Source organism: Mycobacterium ahvazicum, assembly GCF_900176255.2.
Classification (GTDB): domain Bacteria; phylum Actinomycetota; class Actinomycetes; order Mycobacteriales; family Mycobacteriaceae; genus Mycobacterium; species Mycobacterium ahvazicum.
In genome coordinates this window covers 1972449-1988534 of sequence record NZ_FXEG02000002.1, presented here as the reverse complement: position 1 = coordinate 1988534, position 16086 = coordinate 1972449, and the positions used below count along the sequence as shown (strand labels likewise).

Annotated in this window: 15 protein-coding genes; 8 read left to right on the top strand and 7 right to left on the bottom strand. The window is 67.9% G+C overall.

The window, feature by feature from the left end; translation table 11 throughout:
* Genes MAAFP003_RS11575 through bioB form a run of 3 tightly spaced genes read right to left on the bottom strand, consistent with a single transcriptional unit; the run spans position 1 to position 1958 of the window.
* Positions 1–627 (bottom strand): DUF2567 domain-containing protein, encoded by a 627-nt coding sequence (locus MAAFP003_RS11575; RefSeq protein WP_243393962.1) that lies wholly within the window; start codon positions 625–627, stop codon positions 1–3.
* Positions 628–662: 35 nt separating this feature from the next.
* Positions 663–890: a biotin synthase auxiliary protein BsaP gene (gene bsaP, locus MAAFP003_RS11570; RefSeq protein ID WP_096291074.1), complete on the bottom strand. Its 228-nt coding sequence runs from the start codon at positions 888–890 to the stop codon at positions 663–665.
* 30 nt (positions 891–920) lie between these two features.
* Positions 921–1958: a biotin synthase BioB gene (bioB, locus tag MAAFP003_RS11565; RefSeq protein ID WP_096287028.1), complete on the bottom strand. Its 1038-nt coding sequence runs from the start codon at positions 1956–1958 to the stop codon at positions 921–923.
* Positions 1959–2131: 173 nt separating this feature from the next.
* On the opposite strand from bioB, the gene MAAFP003_RS11560 reads away from it, so the two are divergent.
* From MAAFP003_RS11560 to MAAFP003_RS11545, 4 genes are all read left to right on the top strand, one after another.
* Positions 2132–2314, top strand: coding sequence for a hypothetical protein (locus MAAFP003_RS11560; protein WP_096287026.1), 183 nt, complete (start codon positions 2132–2134; stop codon positions 2312–2314).
* 331 nt (positions 2315–2645) lie between these two features.
* Positions 2646–4478 (top strand): hypothetical protein, encoded by a 1833-nt coding sequence (locus MAAFP003_RS11555; RefSeq protein WP_096291073.1) that lies wholly within the window; start codon positions 2646–2648, stop codon positions 4476–4478.
* A gap of 4 nt (positions 4479–4482) precedes the next feature.
* The gene (locus MAAFP003_RS11550; RefSeq protein WP_096287024.1) at positions 4483–4845 is read left to right on the top strand and encodes a hypothetical protein; all 363 of its coding nucleotides are present in this window, start codon (positions 4483–4485) and stop codon (positions 4843–4845) included.
* Positions 4842–6194 carry a hypothetical protein gene (locus MAAFP003_RS11545; RefSeq protein ID WP_096287022.1) on the top strand — a complete coding sequence of 451 codons (1353 nt, stop codon included), beginning with the start codon at positions 4842–4844 and terminating at the stop codon, positions 6192–6194. The genes MAAFP003_RS11550 and MAAFP003_RS11545 overlap by 4 nt, the downstream gene beginning before the upstream one ends.
* Here MAAFP003_RS11545 and MAAFP003_RS11540 read toward each other — a convergent pair.
* The 4 genes from MAAFP003_RS11540 to MAAFP003_RS11525 are packed head-to-tail and all read right to left on the bottom strand — an operon-like array spanning position 6191 to position 9857.
* Positions 6191–6697: a 2'-5' RNA ligase family protein gene (locus tag MAAFP003_RS11540; RefSeq protein WP_096291072.1), complete on the bottom strand. Its 507-nt coding sequence runs from the start codon at positions 6695–6697 to the stop codon at positions 6191–6193. The genes MAAFP003_RS11545 and MAAFP003_RS11540 overlap by 4 nt on opposite strands.
* Before the next feature lie 10 nt (positions 6698–6707).
* Positions 6708–7400, bottom strand: a complete 693-nt coding sequence (gene bioD / locus MAAFP003_RS11535) for a dethiobiotin synthase (RefSeq protein WP_096287020.1) — start codon at positions 7398–7400, stop codon at positions 6708–6710.
* Positions 7397–8545, bottom strand: a complete 1149-nt coding sequence (locus MAAFP003_RS11530) for an 8-amino-7-oxononanoate synthase (protein ID WP_096287018.1) — start codon at positions 8543–8545, stop codon at positions 7397–7399. The genes bioD and MAAFP003_RS11530 overlap by 4 nt, the downstream gene beginning before the upstream one ends.
* A gap of 7 nt (positions 8546–8552) precedes the next feature.
* Positions 8553–9857: an adenosylmethionine--8-amino-7-oxononanoate transaminase gene (locus MAAFP003_RS11525; RefSeq protein ID WP_096287016.1), complete on the bottom strand. Its 1305-nt coding sequence runs from the start codon at positions 9855–9857 to the stop codon at positions 8553–8555.
* A gap of 161 nt (positions 9858–10018) precedes the next feature.
* Between MAAFP003_RS11525 and MAAFP003_RS11520 the strand changes: the two genes are divergently transcribed.
* The 4 genes from MAAFP003_RS11520 to glgX all read left to right on the top strand — a co-directional run bounded on the left by MAAFP003_RS11520 (position 10019) and on the right by glgX (position 16083).
* The gene (locus MAAFP003_RS11520) at positions 10019–10411 is read left to right on the top strand and encodes a hypothetical protein (RefSeq protein ID WP_207768528.1); all 393 of its coding nucleotides are present in this window, start codon (positions 10019–10021) and stop codon (positions 10409–10411) included.
* Between the two features lie 346 nt (positions 10412–10757).
* Positions 10758–11564: an NlpC/P60 family peptidoglycan-binding protein RipD gene (ripD, locus tag MAAFP003_RS11515; RefSeq protein ID WP_096287014.1), complete on the top strand. Its 807-nt coding sequence runs from the start codon at positions 10758–10760 to the stop codon at positions 11562–11564.
* A 102-nt stretch (positions 11565–11666) separates the two neighbouring features.
* Complete coding sequence (locus MAAFP003_RS11510; RefSeq protein WP_096291071.1) at positions 11667–13832, top strand: acyltransferase family protein; 2166 nt, start codon at positions 11667–11669, stop codon at positions 13830–13832.
* A 112-nt stretch (positions 13833–13944) separates the two neighbouring features.
* Positions 13945–16083, top strand: coding sequence for a glycogen debranching protein GlgX (glgX, locus tag MAAFP003_RS11505; RefSeq protein ID WP_096291070.1), 2139 nt, complete (start codon positions 13945–13947; stop codon positions 16081–16083).
* Positions 16084–16086: the final 3 nt, after the last annotated feature.

Genomic DNA, 16086 nt, shown 5'->3' with positions numbered 1-16086 from the left:
CTAGGACACGGAGGCTTCCGGCTCCATCGGCCGCGCGTGGGATGGCTGATCGGTGAGCCCTGAGCTGCCCAGGTCGTCGTGGGCGCTTCCGGCCGCCAGCAGGGCATAGACCAGTGCGGCGATGGCGGCGGGCCACAGCAGCGTGGTGGCGATCTGGAGCGGGCCGGGGCCGAAGAACACCGGCGGCGCTTGGATGACGTAGGACACCGCGGGGCTGCCCACCACCGGCACCTTGTCGACGTCGAGCGCGCCGTAGCGCAGCAGGGCCAGCACCGCCCCCACCGCCGACGCCACGCCGGCCGCACCGACCATGCCGAGTGTCAGGCCGACGACCATGCCCGGGCCCCGCAGCCGGCGCCACTGCCACGCCAGCACCGATGCCACCACCGCCAGCACCGTCAACAGACCCAGCATCAGGCACGGCACGTCGAAGAAGTGCTGAGATTCGGTGCCCAGGTAGTCATGCACCCGCTCGCCGGAGCGGGTGATCGCCACCACCAAGTGAATCGGCGGGGCCATCCACGCCCACAGACCGCCCACCAACACCCCGGTCGCCGAAAGCCCGAGGACCGCAACGACGATCGCGCGCACCCGCGACGGCCGGGCGGGTTGCACAGCCGTCGGCACCGCGGGCTCGGGGGCCGCGGGCGCCCAGGGCTCGGTCACCGCTGAGTCTCCAGATCCGCCGAGTCCACCTCGCCGTGTCGCGAGCAACGCGCGCGCCAGCCGTCGGGGCGAACCTGGACGATCATCCGGCGCCCGCATTCGGCGCAGAAGCGCGGCGGCTCAAGACCCAGCTGGGCCGCGGTTGGCACCGTCGTACCCCCCAATTCCCCGGTGTAGACGTTGTAGACGCCGGCGCTGACGGGAGCGCCCAGATCTCCAACCACAAGACTCAAACCTAGCCGCTACCGCGTGGCTTACAAGCTGGCATTGAGCGCCTTGATCGGCATCTGCAGATCCTCGAGCAGCTCCAGATCGGATTCGGCGGGGCGGCCCAGGGTGGTCAGATAGTTCCCGACGATCACGGCGTTGATCCCGCCCAGGATGCCCTGCTTGGCGCCCAGGTCGCCCAGGGTGATCTCCCGGCCACCGGCGAACCGCAGCATGGTGCGCGGCAACGCCAGCCGGAACGCGGCCACCGACTTCAGTGCTTCGCCGGCCGGCATCACCTCAAGATCGCCGAACGGCGTGCCGGGCCGCGGGTTGAGGAAGTTCAGCGGCACCTCGTCGGGGCCGAGCTCGGCGAGGTCGGCGGCGAATTCCGCGCGCTGCTCCAGGGTTTCTCCCATGCCGAGGATGCCGCCGCAGCACACCTCCATGCCCGCGTCGCGCACCATCGTCAACGTCTGCCAGCGCTCTTCCCAGGTGTGGGTGGTGACGACATTGGTGAAGAACGACTTCGCGGTCTCCAGGTTGTGGTTGTAGCGGTGCACGCCCATCGCGGCGAGCTCGTCGACCTGCTCGGCGGTCAGCATGCCCAGCGAGCAGGCGACGTTGATCTCGACCTCGTTGCGGATCGCCTCGATGCCGGCCGCGACCTGGGACATCAGCCGCTTATCCGGACCGCGTACCGCGGCCACGATGCAGAATTCGGTGGCACCCGACTTCGCGGTTTGCTTGGCGGCCTCGACCAGGCTCGGGATGTCCAGCCAGGCGCTGCGCACCGGCGAGGCGAACAGCCCGGATTGGGAGCAGAAGTGGCAGTCCTCGGGACAGCCGCCGGTCTTGAGGCTGATGATGCCCTCGACCTCGACCTCGGGGCCGCACCAGCGCATGCGCACCTCGTGGGCCAGCGCCAGCAGCTCCTCGAGCCGCTCGTCGGGCAATTGCAACACCTGCAGGACCTGATCCCGGCTCAATCCCTCGCCGCCCTCGAGCACCTGCCGGCGGGCTACCGCCAGGATGTCTGCTTCATCGCCGGCTTCGGTGGTGGGTCGAGTTGCCGCTTGCGTCACCCAGTACTCCCCTGCATCTTTGTCGCGTCCGCGTCCGCGGTCACATCCGCCACCACGCCGTGGCAGCCTGAACGAAACGGTATTCAACGTAGGGTAACGGCCCGCGGGTGCGCGCCCGCGACGCGGGCGAGCCGCGGCCGTGGATATGGCGACTTCAGGGGTATACGGGAATCATGGCCACTGAGCATGTCGAGTACCTGGCACACCACATGCTTCTGCTGGCGCTGCCGGCCTTCTTGCCGGCCGTGATCGTCGTCGCCGTGATCCTCTACGCCGCGTTGAAGGACCGGCGCACCGGACAAACCGACGACGCCGGGGGCCAACCGGGCGCGACTGACGACCCAGGTGACCGATAGGCCCACACCAGTTCCGTTGCAACTGTTCACCAATACGCCATTTGCTGAAGCATTAGTCCAGTCCAAAAGGCTTCAATGACAGAACCAACGCCGTATACGACCGTTCACTAACTCTTGCGGGAACGGGCTACTTACCGGTAACCTGCGCGGTAGAAGGGTCTGGCCAGTGGCATACGCAGGGGATGTCTGAGCTACCCGAAAATCCGCACGGACCTGGTGATTGACCGGCACGCAATCGGGGCATTACACACAGGATCGTGCACCTGACCTGACGGTAATAAATGACTGTCGGAGCAAACGTCGACGGTCCGCGCAGTAGGAGGACATGACGATGGTGTCAACTGAGCTGCCGCTTCTCGCCGAGCCGTCGGCTCGCGGAGCCGGACTCAACCAGGTGATCGGCCTGACGGTGGCCGCGGTGGTCATCACGCTGGTCATGTTGTGGGTGGGCTACGCGCACCGCTCTCGTCGCATCACGTGGTTGACCCGCGTCGCCGACAAACTCGGCGAGAAATTCCATCGCCCGAACTGGGTGGCGCTGCCGGTCCTGGTCTTCACGACGTCGATCATCTGCGCGCTGTTCGGCTTCATCTGGGACGTCAGCTGGCACATCGGTAACGGCCGCGATCCCGGGCCGTTGGCCAACCCGGCGCACTACTTCATCATCATCGGCCTGTTCGGGGTGTTCCTGGCCGGCATGATCGCGATCGTCATCCCGTACGAGCAGCCCGGCCCGGCGGCGGTGCGTATCACCCGTAACTGGTACGCACCGGTCGGCGGCGTCCTGATGGCCGGCTGCGGGCTCTACGCGATGATCGGCTTCCCGCTCGACGACATCTGGCACCGCATCTTCGGTCAAGACGTCACCCTTTGGGGCCCAACACATTTGATGATGATCGGCGGCGCGTGCTTTTCGCTGTTCGCGGTGCTGATGCTGGAACGTGAAGGCGAGGCCCAACAGGCCATGGAGGCGGCCAAGGGCGCTTTCATCACCTTCCTGCGCTACCTGTCCTTCGGCGGCATGTTCATCGGGCTGTCGGTCTACCAGATCGAATACGACTTCGGTGTCGAGCAGTTCCGGCTGGTGTTGCAGCCGATGATGATCGCCTTCGCGTCCGCACTGGCCGCCGTCGCCGCCCGCGTCACGATGGGCCGCGGCGCCGCGATCATCGCGGCGCTGTTCGCCATCGCGCTGCGCGGTGGGGTCGCGTTGCTGGTGGGCCCGATCCTGGGCGCACCGATCAACTGGTTCCCCCTCTACCTGGGCCCCGCGCTGGTGGTCGAACTGGTGGCGCTGACGCCGGTGTTCAAGCGCCCCATCGCTTTTGGCGCCGTGTCCGGGTTGGGCGTGGCGACGTTCGGGCTGTGGCTGGAATCGCTGTGGATCGCGGCGGTCTACCACTACCCGTGGCCGGTCAGCATGTGGGGCGAGGCCCTGGCGATGGCGGTCCCGGTGGGGGTGTTCTCCGGAATGTGCGGGGCGCTGTTCGGCATGGTGCTGACCGGCCAGCGGCTGCCGCACCGCTGGATCGGCATCTCGACGGTGGTGGCCACCGTCCTGGTGATCGGTGGCGCGGTGGCCAACGGCCTGCACATCGTGGTGCCCGAGCACGGCAAGGCCACCATCACCCTGACCGAGCTGCCCAGCCCCACAGGCCAGCGCATGGTGTCCGCGGATGTGCAACTCACACCGCCCGATGCCGTTGGCCCGCAACCGGATTGGCTGACAATTCTGTCCTGGCAGGGCCGCATGGAGAACCAGCGCGGCCTGGTGATCGACCGGCTCGAGAAGGTCGGACCGGGCCACTACCGGTCCACGCAGCCCGTCCCGGTCTGGGGATCGTGGAAGACGCTGCTGCGGATTCAGGACGGTTACACGATGGCGGGCGTGCCGATCTACGAGCCGGCCGACGACGCCATTCCCGCGGCCGAGGTTCCCGCGCTGTCCTCGATCGACCGGCCGTTCGTGCACGAGATCACCATCCTGCAGCGCGAACGCGACCAGAACGCTCCCAGCTGGCTGTACAACGCCGGTTCGCTGGTCGTGCTGGTCCTGACGCTGATGGTGATCGCCGCTCTGACGTGGGGTGCGGGCCGCATCAACGACGCGCTGTCCGAACCGGAACCGGTCGAGGAAAAACAACCACTACCGCGGGCGGCATGAGCCGATGACGTGGCGCGGCACGCTCAATGCGGCGTGGGTGACGGTGTTGATGTGCGGCCTGATCGCCTGCGGCGGCCCCAAGGGCCAGCCTGCGCCCGGCGCCGTGGACATCGACGTGAAGATCGCCCAGCAGCAGGTCACCCCGACCAACGCGGTACTGCAGGCGAAGGTCAAGCAGCAGATCGTCCTGCACGTCACCAGCGATGCGCCCGATGAACTGCACGTGCACTCGGTGCCCGATCACAAGTTTGCGGTCGCCGCCGAACCCAACCAGACGTTTCAGTTCAGCGTCGACGTCCCCGGCAATGTCGACGTGGAACTCCACCACCTGGACCGGACGATAGCGACGATTCAAGTCCAGCCGTGACGCGGGTGCTGGCCCACGGCCTGGGCGGATCGAGCGATCTTCCGGTCCCCTACGCGTACGCGATGGTCGGCGCCGCGTGGGCGCTGACGTTCACGTTCGCGCTGGTCGCGTTCGCGTGGCGGCGACCTCGATTCGACCCGGAAGCGCCCGGCCATCCGCTGCCCGCGTGGGTGACGACGCTGGTCGACGCCCGGGCGACGCGCTGGACGGTTGCGGCCGTGGCGCTGGCCTTCGCGATATGGGTGGTGCTGGCCGGGTTCTTGGGTCCGCAGACGCGCGCCAACGGCCTGCTCGGGGCGTTCTACGTGCTGCTGTGGGTCGGGCTGGTCGCGCTGTCGCTGGCGTTCGGCCCGGTGTGGCGGGGCGTCTCCCCCGGGCGCACGGGGTACCTGTTGCTGCGCCGCGCCATGCCCGAGCGGCTGAGCCGACCGCGACTGTGCTACCCGGAGAGCTGGGGTTACCGTCCGGCCGCGGTCGGACTGTTCGCCTTCGTGTGGCTGGAGTTGGCCAGCCCGGACTCGGCGTCGCTGCCCTGGGTGCGGAGTTGGCTGCTGATTTACGGGTCTGTGTTGCTGGTCGGGTCGTGGCTGTGCGGGCAACGCTGGCTGGCCAGGGTCGACCCGTTCGGTGTGTACAGCATGGCGGTGTCGCGGCTGTCTCCGCTCTGGCGCTCAAAAGCCAACGGGCAGATCGTGATCGGCAATCCGTTCGACCACCTGGCGTCGCTGCCGGTGCGGCCCGGTGTGGTCGCGATGCTGTCGGCGCTGCTCGGGTCGACGGCGTTCGACAGCTACTCGTCGTCGCCGACCTGGCGGGACTTCGCCGATCGGCTTTCCCGGCTGGCGCACGACGTGCCGCCGACGCTGATGTCATCCGCGCTGCGGACCGTCGGGCTGCTGGTCTTTATTTCGGTTGTCGCGCTGACCTTTTCGCTGGCGGCCCGGGCAACCGGCGGGGTGAACCGCGAGCAGCGACGCGCCCTGCCCGGTCAGCTGGCACACTCGCTGATCCCGATCGTGGTGGGCTACATCTTCGCCCACTACCTCTCCTATCTGGTGGAACGCGGACAGCTGGCCGTGATCGCGCTGGCCGATCCGTTCGGGCACGGCTGGAACCTGTTGGGACTGGCCCACTTACAGGTGGCCTATGTGTTGTCCCAGCACCCGCCGGTGCTGGCCGGAATCAAGGTGGCCTGCGTGGTGACCGGGCACATCGTCGCGGTGATCGCGGCGCATGACCGGGCGCTGCGGCTGTTGCCGGCCGGCCATCAGCTCACCGGGCAGCTCACCATGATGCTGGTCATGGTCGGCTACACGTTCACCGGCCTGTACTTGCTCTTCGGCGGCTAGAGCGGGTGCTCGACGCGTTCGTCGCCGTCCCAGCGCCGTAACCCGGCGAAGTGTCCGTCGAGCTGTGCCGGGTTGGCCGCAATGGTCAGCGCCGGCCCCAGATGGTCGGCGTCGATCCGCCGGGCCAGCGTGACGTGGGCCGTCCACTGACCGGGCACACTGTTCGGCAGCGGCGCGGGCAGCAGATGCGCGGCGGCGAGGCGGTGGACTTCGGCGTGCAGATCCAACAACTCGGCGCTGGGCAGGATCAGCCGGGCGAACACGACATTGGACCGGCCGAACAAGACCGGCGCTCCGATCGCGCAGCGCAACGGCAGCCGCCGCAGCACCGGCCGCAGCGCCTCGTCGACGGCCGGGTCGATGCGCTCGGCGACGGCTACCGTCACGTGCGGACGTCCGGGCGGTATTCGGCAAGGCAGGTCGGCGGCGGCCAGGTCGTCCCAGATCCGCCGGAGCGCGGCCTCGGTATCACGGTCGAACAGCAACTCGATCGAATGGACCATCAGCCGGCCCTCAACCAACCACAGCGCTCACCCAGTCACGGTCGAATGCCGCGGCGCTCATCGTGGCGAAGTCGTCGGCGCTCAGCGCGCCGGCCCCGGCGGGCAGCGCGGCCCGCACCGGCGCCATCCGCTCCAGGGCGCATCGGTTGGACGTCTCCAGCACTGTCGCTCGCGACGGCCAGCTGCCGATCACCAATCCAGCACATGAAAGCCCTTGTCCAGCAAGCGATTCCAGAGTAAGCGCGGTGTGGTTCAGCGTGCCCAGTTCCGCTGTGACGGTGACCAGCACCGCGGCACCCAACTCGACGGCGAGGTCGCGCAGGGTGACGCCGGCGTTATCCTCCCGTCGGGCGAGTTCGACCAGCAGCCCGCCGGCACCCTCGACCAGCGTGAGCCGGCCAGGGCGGTCCAGGTCGCGGATGAGCCGCAGCATCTGATCGCCGGTGGGCAGCGGCATCCCGGCCTGCTCGGCGGCGGCCACGGGCGCCAGGGGCTGCGGATACCTTGCCAGGCCGGCCGTTTCGGTCACGCCGGACAACCGCGTCACTTCGGCGAGGTCGTCGTCGCCCGAATCGGTGCCGGTCTGCGCGGGTTTACACACCGCGACGTCGATCCCGGCCAACCGCGCGTGACAGGCCAGCGCCGCGACGGCGATCGTCTTGCCAACCCCCGTTCCGGTACCCGTCACGGCGAGGACGGTCAACGGCGCGCCACGGCAAGGACATCGGTCAGCACCCGCCGGGCGACCTGCAGTTCGGCGGCGTCGAGCGACGCGCGCGCGGTCAGCCGCAGCCGCGACGTCCCGGCGGCCACGGTGGGCGGCCGAAAGCAGCCCACCCGCACCCCGGCGTCCAGGCAGGCGGTCGCGGCGGCCACCGCCACCTCCGGGTCGCCCAGGATCACCGACACCACCGCCGATTCCGGGTTCTCGGACACGCCGCAGATATCGGCCAACTCGCGGGCGTGGCGCAACACCGCCTCGGGCCGCCAGGGCTCGGAACGCAGCAGGTGCAATGCGGCCATCGCGGCACCGACGGCAGCCGGAGCCAGGCCGGTGTCGAAGATGAACGGCCGGGCCGCATCGATCAGGTGAGCGCGCACCTCGGCGGGTCCCAGCACCATGCCGCCCTGGCTGCCGAGCGCCTTGGACAGCGTCGTCGTCATCACCACGTCGGGCGCACCGGCGAGTCCCAGCTCGTGCAGCAACCCGCGGCCGCCGCCGCGCACGCCGAGGCCGTGTGCCTCGTCGACGATCAGCAGCGCGCCGTGGCGCCGGCAGACCTCGTGCAGCTCGCGCAGCGGGGCCAGCACGCCGTCGGCGCTGAAGACCGATTCGGTGATGACGACGGCGCGTTCCTCGGCGCGGGCGGCCAGGGCCGCGTCGACGGCATCCACGTCACGGTGCGGGGTCACCACGACCCGCGCGCGCGACAGCCGGCAGGCGTCCACCAACGATGCGTGCGAACGCTCCTCCGACACCAGCAGCGAGCCCGGGCCGGACAGCCCGACGACGGTACCGAGGTTGGCGGTGTATCCGGAGGAGAACAGCAGGCCGGCAGCGGCGCCGACATAGTCGGCGAGCTCGGCCTCGAATTGCTGGTGCAGTTCGGTATCGCCGGTGACCAGGCGGGATCCGGTGGCGCCGGCACCCCAGACCCGCAACGCCGCGACGCCGCCCTCGATCACGTCGGGGTGCTGCGACAGGCCGAGGTAGTCGTTGGACGCCAGGTCGAGCTCGGTGGCGACCGCGGGGCGCGGCCGCAGCGAGCGGCGCAGCCCGGCCTCGCGGCGCTGCTGTTCCACCGCGTCCAGCCAGGCCAGCGGGGAAACCTCGATCGGTGCCTTCATTTGGCGTTCAGCCTACGAGCCTTGCGACCTCGACCATCGCCGAGGTGATCCGGGCGATCTCGTCGGGCCCGCAGATGTAAGGCGGCATCGCGTAGATCAGGTTGCGGAACGGGCGTAGCCAGATGCCGTGGTCCAGCGCTGCCGGGGTGGCTACCGCGAGGTCGACCGGCCCGGCGCATTCGATGACGCCGATGGCACCGCACACCCGCACATCGGCCACGCCGGGCAGGTCCCGGGCCGGCTCGAGTCCCGCCGCGAGCCCGGCCGCGATGTCGGCGACGCGCGAGCGCCAATCCTGGCCCAGCAGCACCTCGACGCTGGCCACCGAGACCGCGCAGGCCAGCGGGTTGGCCATGAATGTCGGGCCGTGCATCAACGCCCCGGCTTCGCCGGAGCTGATCGTGTGCGCGATGTCTTGGGTGCACAACGTGGCGGCCAGGCTGAGGTATCCGCCGGTCAGCGCCTTGCCGACACACATGATGTCCGGGCTGACGCCGGCGTGGTCGGCGGCGAACAGCGCGCCGGTCCGGCCGAACCCGGTGGCGATCTCGTCGAAGATCAGCAGCACGTCGTGGCGGCTGCAGATCTCGCGCAGGTCGCGCAGGTAGCGAGGGTCGTGGAAGCGCATGCCGCCGGCGCCCTGGACCACGGGTTCGACGACCACCGCCGCCAACTCGGTCGCGTGGCGGGTCAGCTGCTCCTCGAACGCCACGCTGTAGGCGGTGTCGTAATCGCGGGGCACCTGCGGGGCGAACACCTGGTCGGCCAGGATGTCGGTCCACAGCGAATGCATTCCGCCGTCGGGGTCGCAGACGCTCATCGGGGTGAAGGTGTCGCCGTGGTAGCCGCCGCGCCAGGTCATCAGCCGGTGCTTACGGAATCGACCGCGGCTGCGCCAGTACTGCAGCGCCATTTTGACCGCTACCTCGACCGCCACCGATCCGGAGTCGCTGAAGAACACCGTCTCCAGACCGGCCGGGGTGATCTCCACCAGCAGCTGGCCGAGCCGGGCCGCCGGTTCGTGGGTGAGCCCGCCGAACATCACATGGTTCATCGAGCTCAGCTGGGCCGTCAGCGCCGCGTCCAGCACCGGATGACCGTGGCCGTGGATAGCGGTCCACCAGGAGCTCATCGCGTCCAGCACGTCGACCGGCTGACCGTCTCTGACCAGTGTCAACCAGGCGCCACGGGCGCCGATGGCCACTACCGGAGGGATGGCTTCACTGCCGATGGTGCTGTAGGGGTGCCAGAGATGAGCGGCGTCGATCGCGCTGATTTGCTCGGGCGTCAACCCGGATCTCGCCGCAGGCATAGAGACCGAGCGTAAAGCAGCCGGCTCGCACAAAAGCCGACCATCGGGAAGCATCTATCGGCATGGCGTTGCCGTACCCGTTCGAAGACCCGCATCGCGGCGGTCGTCCCGAGTCCCAGCAGCAGACTCACGAGACCGAAGAGCCGGGCGACTTCCGGCCAATGACATACGGCGACAACGAATCTGACGCTAAGCCGCACGTCATTCGCCTTCGGGTAGCCCCCTGGGACCTGGTCGCCACGCTCACCCTGGTGACGCTGCTTGTGGTGCTGGCCACGGCGACGACGTGGCCGACCCGGCTCTACGGCTTCCTCGGCGAGGTGTGCTCGGACGAGTCGTGCGGCCTGGTTCCTTTCCAGCTCGACGTGTATATCTACCCGGTGGTGTGGGGCGGGATCGGCGCCGCAATCGCCGCGGCGGGCATCGGCCCGTTCGTCTCCCTGCTGAAGGGCTGGTACATGTCCTTCTGGCCGGTGTTGTCGCTCGCGATCATCATGGTGAGCTCCGTGATCGGCGACGCGCTGACCGTCTTCAGCGCCCGCTACTGGCACTGATTCTCCGCTGCCGCGTCCGCTCGTAAATCGTTGCGGCCGAGCACCGGTGTGAGACCGAAATCACAACTGCCGATAAAGATTTGGGATCGGCAGTCACCATCCGGTCACGGTCCAGCGGCAAATCTTTCGTGGACCTCACCAGCTATTTTCCGGGCGCGATTTCTGTTGTAAAAGTTTCTGTAGTGACTGGTGTGACTCAACGGGCTAACCGACTGATTCACGTCCCCCGCAAGGAGGCGGCGGCCGATCCCCCACTCGGGGCTCGTCGCGAGTCATCGAACGGCGGTCGCGGCGCCCACAGCGCCGCGGCCTCAACCCGACAGAGTTCAGGAAGGCTGGAACTCCAATGAAGCGCATCTATTCGTTTGCCATCGGTCTCGCCATCTTGGCGGCCCCGATGGCCGCCGCCCCCGAGATCGCGGCCGCCGACCCCGGCGTCCGGTCGATGGATTACCAGCAGGCCACCGATGTCGTCGTGATGCGCGGTCTGTCGCAGCGCGGCGTGCCCTTCTCGTGGGCCGGTGGCGGTATCAACGGCCCCTCCCGCGGCACCGGCACCGGCATCAACACCGTCGGCTACGACGCCTCCGGTCTGATGCAGTACGCCTACGCCGGCGCCGGCATCAGGTTGCCCCGGTCGTCGGGCGCGATCTACCGGGCCGGCCAGAAGGTTCTGCCGCAGCAGGCCCAGAAGGGCGACATGATCTTCTACGGTCCGGAAGGCACGCAAAGCGTCGCGATGTATCTCGGCAACAACCAGATGCTCGAGGTCGGCGATGTCGTGCAGGTCTCGCCGGTGCGTTCGGTGGGTATGACGCCGTACCTGGTCCGCGTGATCGGCGTACCGCTGCAGCAACTGCCCGCCCAGCCGGCCCCGGCGCAGCAGCTCCCCGGCCAGCAAGTGCCGGGCCAGGCCCCGCTACAGCAGCCGCCGACGCAGCAGGCCCCGCTGCAACAGCTGCCCGCCCAGCAGGCACCGCTGCAGCAGGCCCCGCTCCAGCAACTGCCCACCCAGCAGGCACCGTTACAGCAGGCGCCTCTCCAGCAACTGCCTGCTCAGCAGGTGCCCGCGCAACAGCCGGCGCCCGCGCCGCCGGCGCTGCCGCAACTGCCGAACCTGCAGACGCTTCTGCAGCCGGCACCTGCGCGGTAGTCGCCGCGACCCGTCACCAACGCCACCTGCTCCACTGAGCAGCCTCGCCGCCCGGCGAGCGCTGCGGAGCAGGTGGCGTTTTTGGGTAAATTACTGGTGATCATGCAGACCACCGCGCCTCAGACCCCTGCCGCCACGGCCAATCCGGGCAGCTCAGAGGCGCGCCGAACGGGGTCGGCGGGGTTCTACCGCTATGACCTCGACGGCTTGCGCGGCATCGCGATCGCGCTGGTCGCCGTGTTCCACATCTGGTTTGGCCGGGTCTCCGGGGGCGTGGACGTGTTCCTGGCGCTGTCCGGGTTCTTCTTCGGCGGCAAGATCCTGCGCGCCGCGCTCAACCCGACCGCCACGTTGTCGCTCGTCGCCGAAATCACCCGGCTGATCCGGCGTCTGGTGCCCGCCCTGGTCGTGGTGCTGGCCGCGTGTGCGGTGCTCACCATCCTGGTGCAGCCGCAAACCCGCTGGGAGACCTTCGCCGACCAGAGCCTGGCCAGCCTCGGCTATTACCAGAACTGGGAGCTGGCGAACACCGCGTCGGATTACCTGCGAGCGGGCGAAGCCGTCAGCCCGTTGCAGCACATCTGGTCCATGTCGGTGCAGGGGCAGTTTTACGTCGCCTTCCTGCTGCTGGTCGCCGGCTGCGCGGTCCTGTTCCGCCGCCTGCTCAAGGCCCACCTGCGCACGCTGTTCGTGGTGCTGCTCAGCGCCCTGACTATCGCCTCGTTCAGTTACGCGGTCTTCGCCCACCTCGACAACCAGTCGGTCGCCTATTACGACAGCTTTGCCCGCGGCTGGGAGTTGCTGCTGGGCGCGCTCGTCGGCGCCGTCGTGGCCCGCGTCCGGTGGCCGATGTGGCTGCGGACCGCAGCCGCCTCCGTCGCCCTGGCCGCCGTCGTATCCTGCGGGGCCCTGATCGACGGCGTCGACGAGTTTCCGGGCCCGTGGGCCCTGGTGCCCGTCGGGGCCACGATGCTGGTGATCCTGGCCGGGGCCAACCTGGCGGGCGATGCGGACACCAGCGGCCGGATGCCGCTGCCGAATCGGCTGCTGGCCACCCGGCCCCTGGTGGAGCTGGGCGCCATCGCGTACTCGCTGTATCTATGGCACTGGCCGCTGCTCATCTTCTGGCTGTCCTACACCGGACACAAACACGCCAACTTCGTCGAAGGCGCGGCCGTGTTGCTGGTCTCCGGCGTGCTCGCGTACCTGACCACCCAGCTCGTCGAGGACCCGCTGCGCTACCGCGCGCCCCAGGGTTCGGTCGCGCCGCCGGTACTGCCGTGGTGGTCGAGGTTGCGCAGGCCGACGATGGCGCTGGGCGCGGCGGTGGTGTTGCTCGGCGTCACCCTGACCGCGACGTCGTTCACCTGGCGCCAGCACGTCACGGTCTTGCGGGCCGCGGGCAAGGAACTGTCCGTACTCAACCCGCAGGACTATCCCGGCGCGCGCGCCCTGACCGAACACGTGCGAGTCCCGACGCTGCCGATGCGGCCCAGCGTGCTGGAGGTCAAGGAAGACCTGCCGGCCTCCACCCGGAACGGCTGCATCAGCGACTTCGTCAACCCGGCGGTAGTCAACTGCGTCTACGGCGACCTCGCCGCGACCCGGACCGTCGCACTGGCCGGCGGGTCGCACGCCGAGCACTGGCTGCCGGCACTGGATGTGCTCGGACACGCCCATCACTTCAAAGTTGTGACATATCTCAAAATGGGCTGCCCGCTGTCCACCGAGCAGGTCCCGCTGATCATGGGTAACAACGCCCCCTACCCGCAGTGCCGGGAGTGGGTGCAGGCGACGATGGACAAGCTGGTCTCCGATCGCCCCGACTACGTCTTCACCACCACGACCCGGCCGTGGAACATCAAGAGCGGTGACGTTATGCCCGCGACGTACATCGGGATCTGGCAGACGTTGTCCGACAACAACATTCCGATTCTCGGCATGCGCGACACCCCGTGGCTGGTCAAGAACGGCCAGCCGTTCGATCCCGCCGACTGCTTGGCCAAGAAGGGCGGCAACGCGACGTCGTGCGCGATCAAGCGCTCCGACGTGCTGTCCGACCGCAACCAAACCCTGGACTTCGTCGAGCAATTCCCGCTGCTCAAGGTGCTTGACATGTCAGATGCCATCTGCCGCACCGACGTTTGCCGCCCCGTCGAAGGAAACGTGCTGATCTACCACGGCGCTCATCACCTGACCCCCACCTACATGCGCACCCTGGCCCACGCGCTCGGCCTACAGATCGCGGCCGCTACAGGCTGGTGGTAGCCCGGACAGGACCGTCCGCCGCGGATAAGGTCAAGTGGTGCCGTCAACCAACCCGGCTTCCCGACCGGCCGCAGCATCGGGTGCTGCCACACCGGACGAGGCCACACCCACACTGCCCACCGTTTGGCCCGGGGGCGCCTATCCCCTGGGGGCCACCTATGACGGGGCGGGTACTAACTTTTCGCTGTTTTCCGAGATCGCCGAACGGGTCGACTTGTGCCTGATCGACGACCGCGGCAACGAATCGCGGATCCCGCTCGACGAGGTAGACGGATACGTCTGGCACGCCTATCTGCCGAACATCACCCCCGGTCAGCGCTACGGATTCCGGGTGCACGGACCGTTCGATCCGGCGGCCGGCCAACGGTGCGATCCGAGCAAGCTGCTGCTTGACCCGTATGGGAAGTCGTTCGACGGGGATTTCACCTGGGGGCAGGCGCTGTTCTCCTACGACCTGAAGGCCGTCGACCCGAACGGCGACACCGCCGCCACGGGCACTCCCCCGATGATCGACTCCCTGGGACACACGATGACCAGCGTGGTGATCAACCCGTTCTTCGACTGGGCCTTCGATCGCGCGCCGCTGACCCCGTACCACGAGACGGTCATCTACGAGGCCCACGTCAAGGGCCTGACCAAAACCCATCCCGGCATACCCGAGGGACTGCGCGGCACCTATGCCGCGCTGGCCCATCCCGTGATCATCGATCACCTGAAGTCGCTCAACGTCACCGCGCTGGAACTCATGCCGGTACACCAGTTCATGCACGACGAGCGGCTACTCGACCTCGGGTTGCGAAACTACTGGGGCTACAACACATTCGGGTTCTTCGCTCCGCACTACCAGTACGCGTCGAACCGGCAGGCGGGCGGCGCGGTCGCCGAATTCAAGATGATGGTGCGCAGCCTGCACGAAGCCGGCATCGAGGTCATCCTCGACGTCGTTTACAACCACACCGCCGAGGGCAACCACCTGGGGCCGACGATCAACTTCCGCGGCATCGACAACCGCGCCTACTACCGGCTGGTCGATGAGGACCTGCGGCTGTACAAGGACTACACGGGCACCGGCAACAGCCTCAACCCGCGCCACCCGCACGTCCTGCAGCTGATCATGGACTCGCTGCGCTACTGGGTGATCGAGATGCACGTCGACGGGTTCCGCTTCGACCTGGCCGCCACGCTGGCCCGCGAACTGCACGACGTGGACCGATTGAGCGCGTTCTTCGATCTGGTGCAACAGGATCCGATCGTCAGCCAGGTCAAACTGATCGCGGAACCCTGGGATGTCGGCGAGGGGGGTTATCAGGTCGGCAACTTCCCGGGTTTGTGGACCGAGTGGAACGGGAAGTATCGCGATACTGTGCGTGACTACTGGCGGGGCGAGCCCGCAACCCTCGGCGAGTTCGCTTCCCGGCTGACCGGGTCGTCGGACCTGTATGAGTCGAGCAGCCGGCGCCCCAGCGCCAGCATCAACTTCGTCACCGCGCACGACGGGTTCACCCTCAACGACCTGGTCTCCTACAACGAGAAACACAACGAGGCCAACGGCGAGGACAACCGCGACGGGGAAAGTCACAACCGGTCCTGGAACTGCGGGGTCGAGGGTCCCACCGACGACCCCGAGATCACCGAGCTGCGCTGCCGGCAGATGCGCAACTTCTGGGCCACCCTGATGGTCAGCCAGGGCACGCCGATGATCGCGCACGGCGACGAGCTGGGACGAACCCAGCTCGGCAACAACAACGTGTACTGCCAGGACTCCGAATTAGCTTGGATGGACTGGTCTTTGGTGGACAAGAATGCCGACCTGCTGGCCTTCACCCGTAAGGTGACCAAGCTGCGCAGGAAGCATCCGGTGTTCCGTCGGCGCCGCTTCTTCGACGGCGAGCCGATTCGCAGCGGGGACGAAGTCCGCGATATCGCCTGGCTGACGGCCAGTGGCCGGGAGATGACGCACGACGACTGGAACCAGGGTTTGGACAAGTGTGTCGGGGTATTCCTCAACGGTGAGGCGATTACCGCGCCCAACGCCCGGGGGGAACGAGTTGTGGACGACTCATTCCTGTTGTGTTTCAACGCCCACAGCCGCGACGTGGAATTCGTCACGCCGCACGACGACTACGCACAGGAATGGACCGTGGAGCTGGATACCAATCATCCCGCCGGCAAGGCCGATCTGGTTGTTGCGGCCGAAGAAAAGATCACAGTGCCTGGGCGCTCGGTACTGATCCTGCGAAAGACCGCCTAACAC

Coding starts and splice junctions, on each gene's coding strand:
- MAAFP003_RS11560 (WP_096287026.1), top strand. CDS start 2,132: ATGGCCACTGAGCATGTCGAGTACCTGGCACACCACATGCTTCTGCTG.
- MAAFP003_RS11555 (WP_096291073.1), top strand. CDS start 2,646: ATGGTGTCAACTGAGCTGCCGCTTCTCGCCGAGCCGTCGGCTCGCGGA.
- MAAFP003_RS11550 (WP_096287024.1), top strand. CDS start 4,483: ATGACGTGGCGCGGCACGCTCAATGCGGCGTGGGTGACGGTGTTGATG.
- MAAFP003_RS11540 (WP_096291072.1), bottom strand. CDS start 6,697: ATGGTCCATTCGATCGAGTTGCTGTTCGACCGTGATACCGAGGCCGCG.
- MAAFP003_RS11530 (WP_096287018.1), bottom strand. CDS start 8,545: ATGAAGGCACCGATCGAGGTTTCCCCGCTGGCCTGGCTGGACGCGGTG.
- MAAFP003_RS11525 (WP_096287016.1), bottom strand. CDS start 9,857: ATGCCTGCGGCGAGATCCGGGTTGACGCCCGAGCAAATCAGCGCGATC.
- MAAFP003_RS11520 (WP_207768528.1), top strand. CDS start 10,019: ATGACATACGGCGACAACGAATCTGACGCTAAGCCGCACGTCATTCGC.
- ripD (WP_096287014.1), top strand. CDS start 10,758: ATGAAGCGCATCTATTCGTTTGCCATCGGTCTCGCCATCTTGGCGGCC.
- MAAFP003_RS11510 (WP_096291071.1), top strand. CDS start 11,667: ATGCAGACCACCGCGCCTCAGACCCCTGCCGCCACGGCCAATCCGGGC.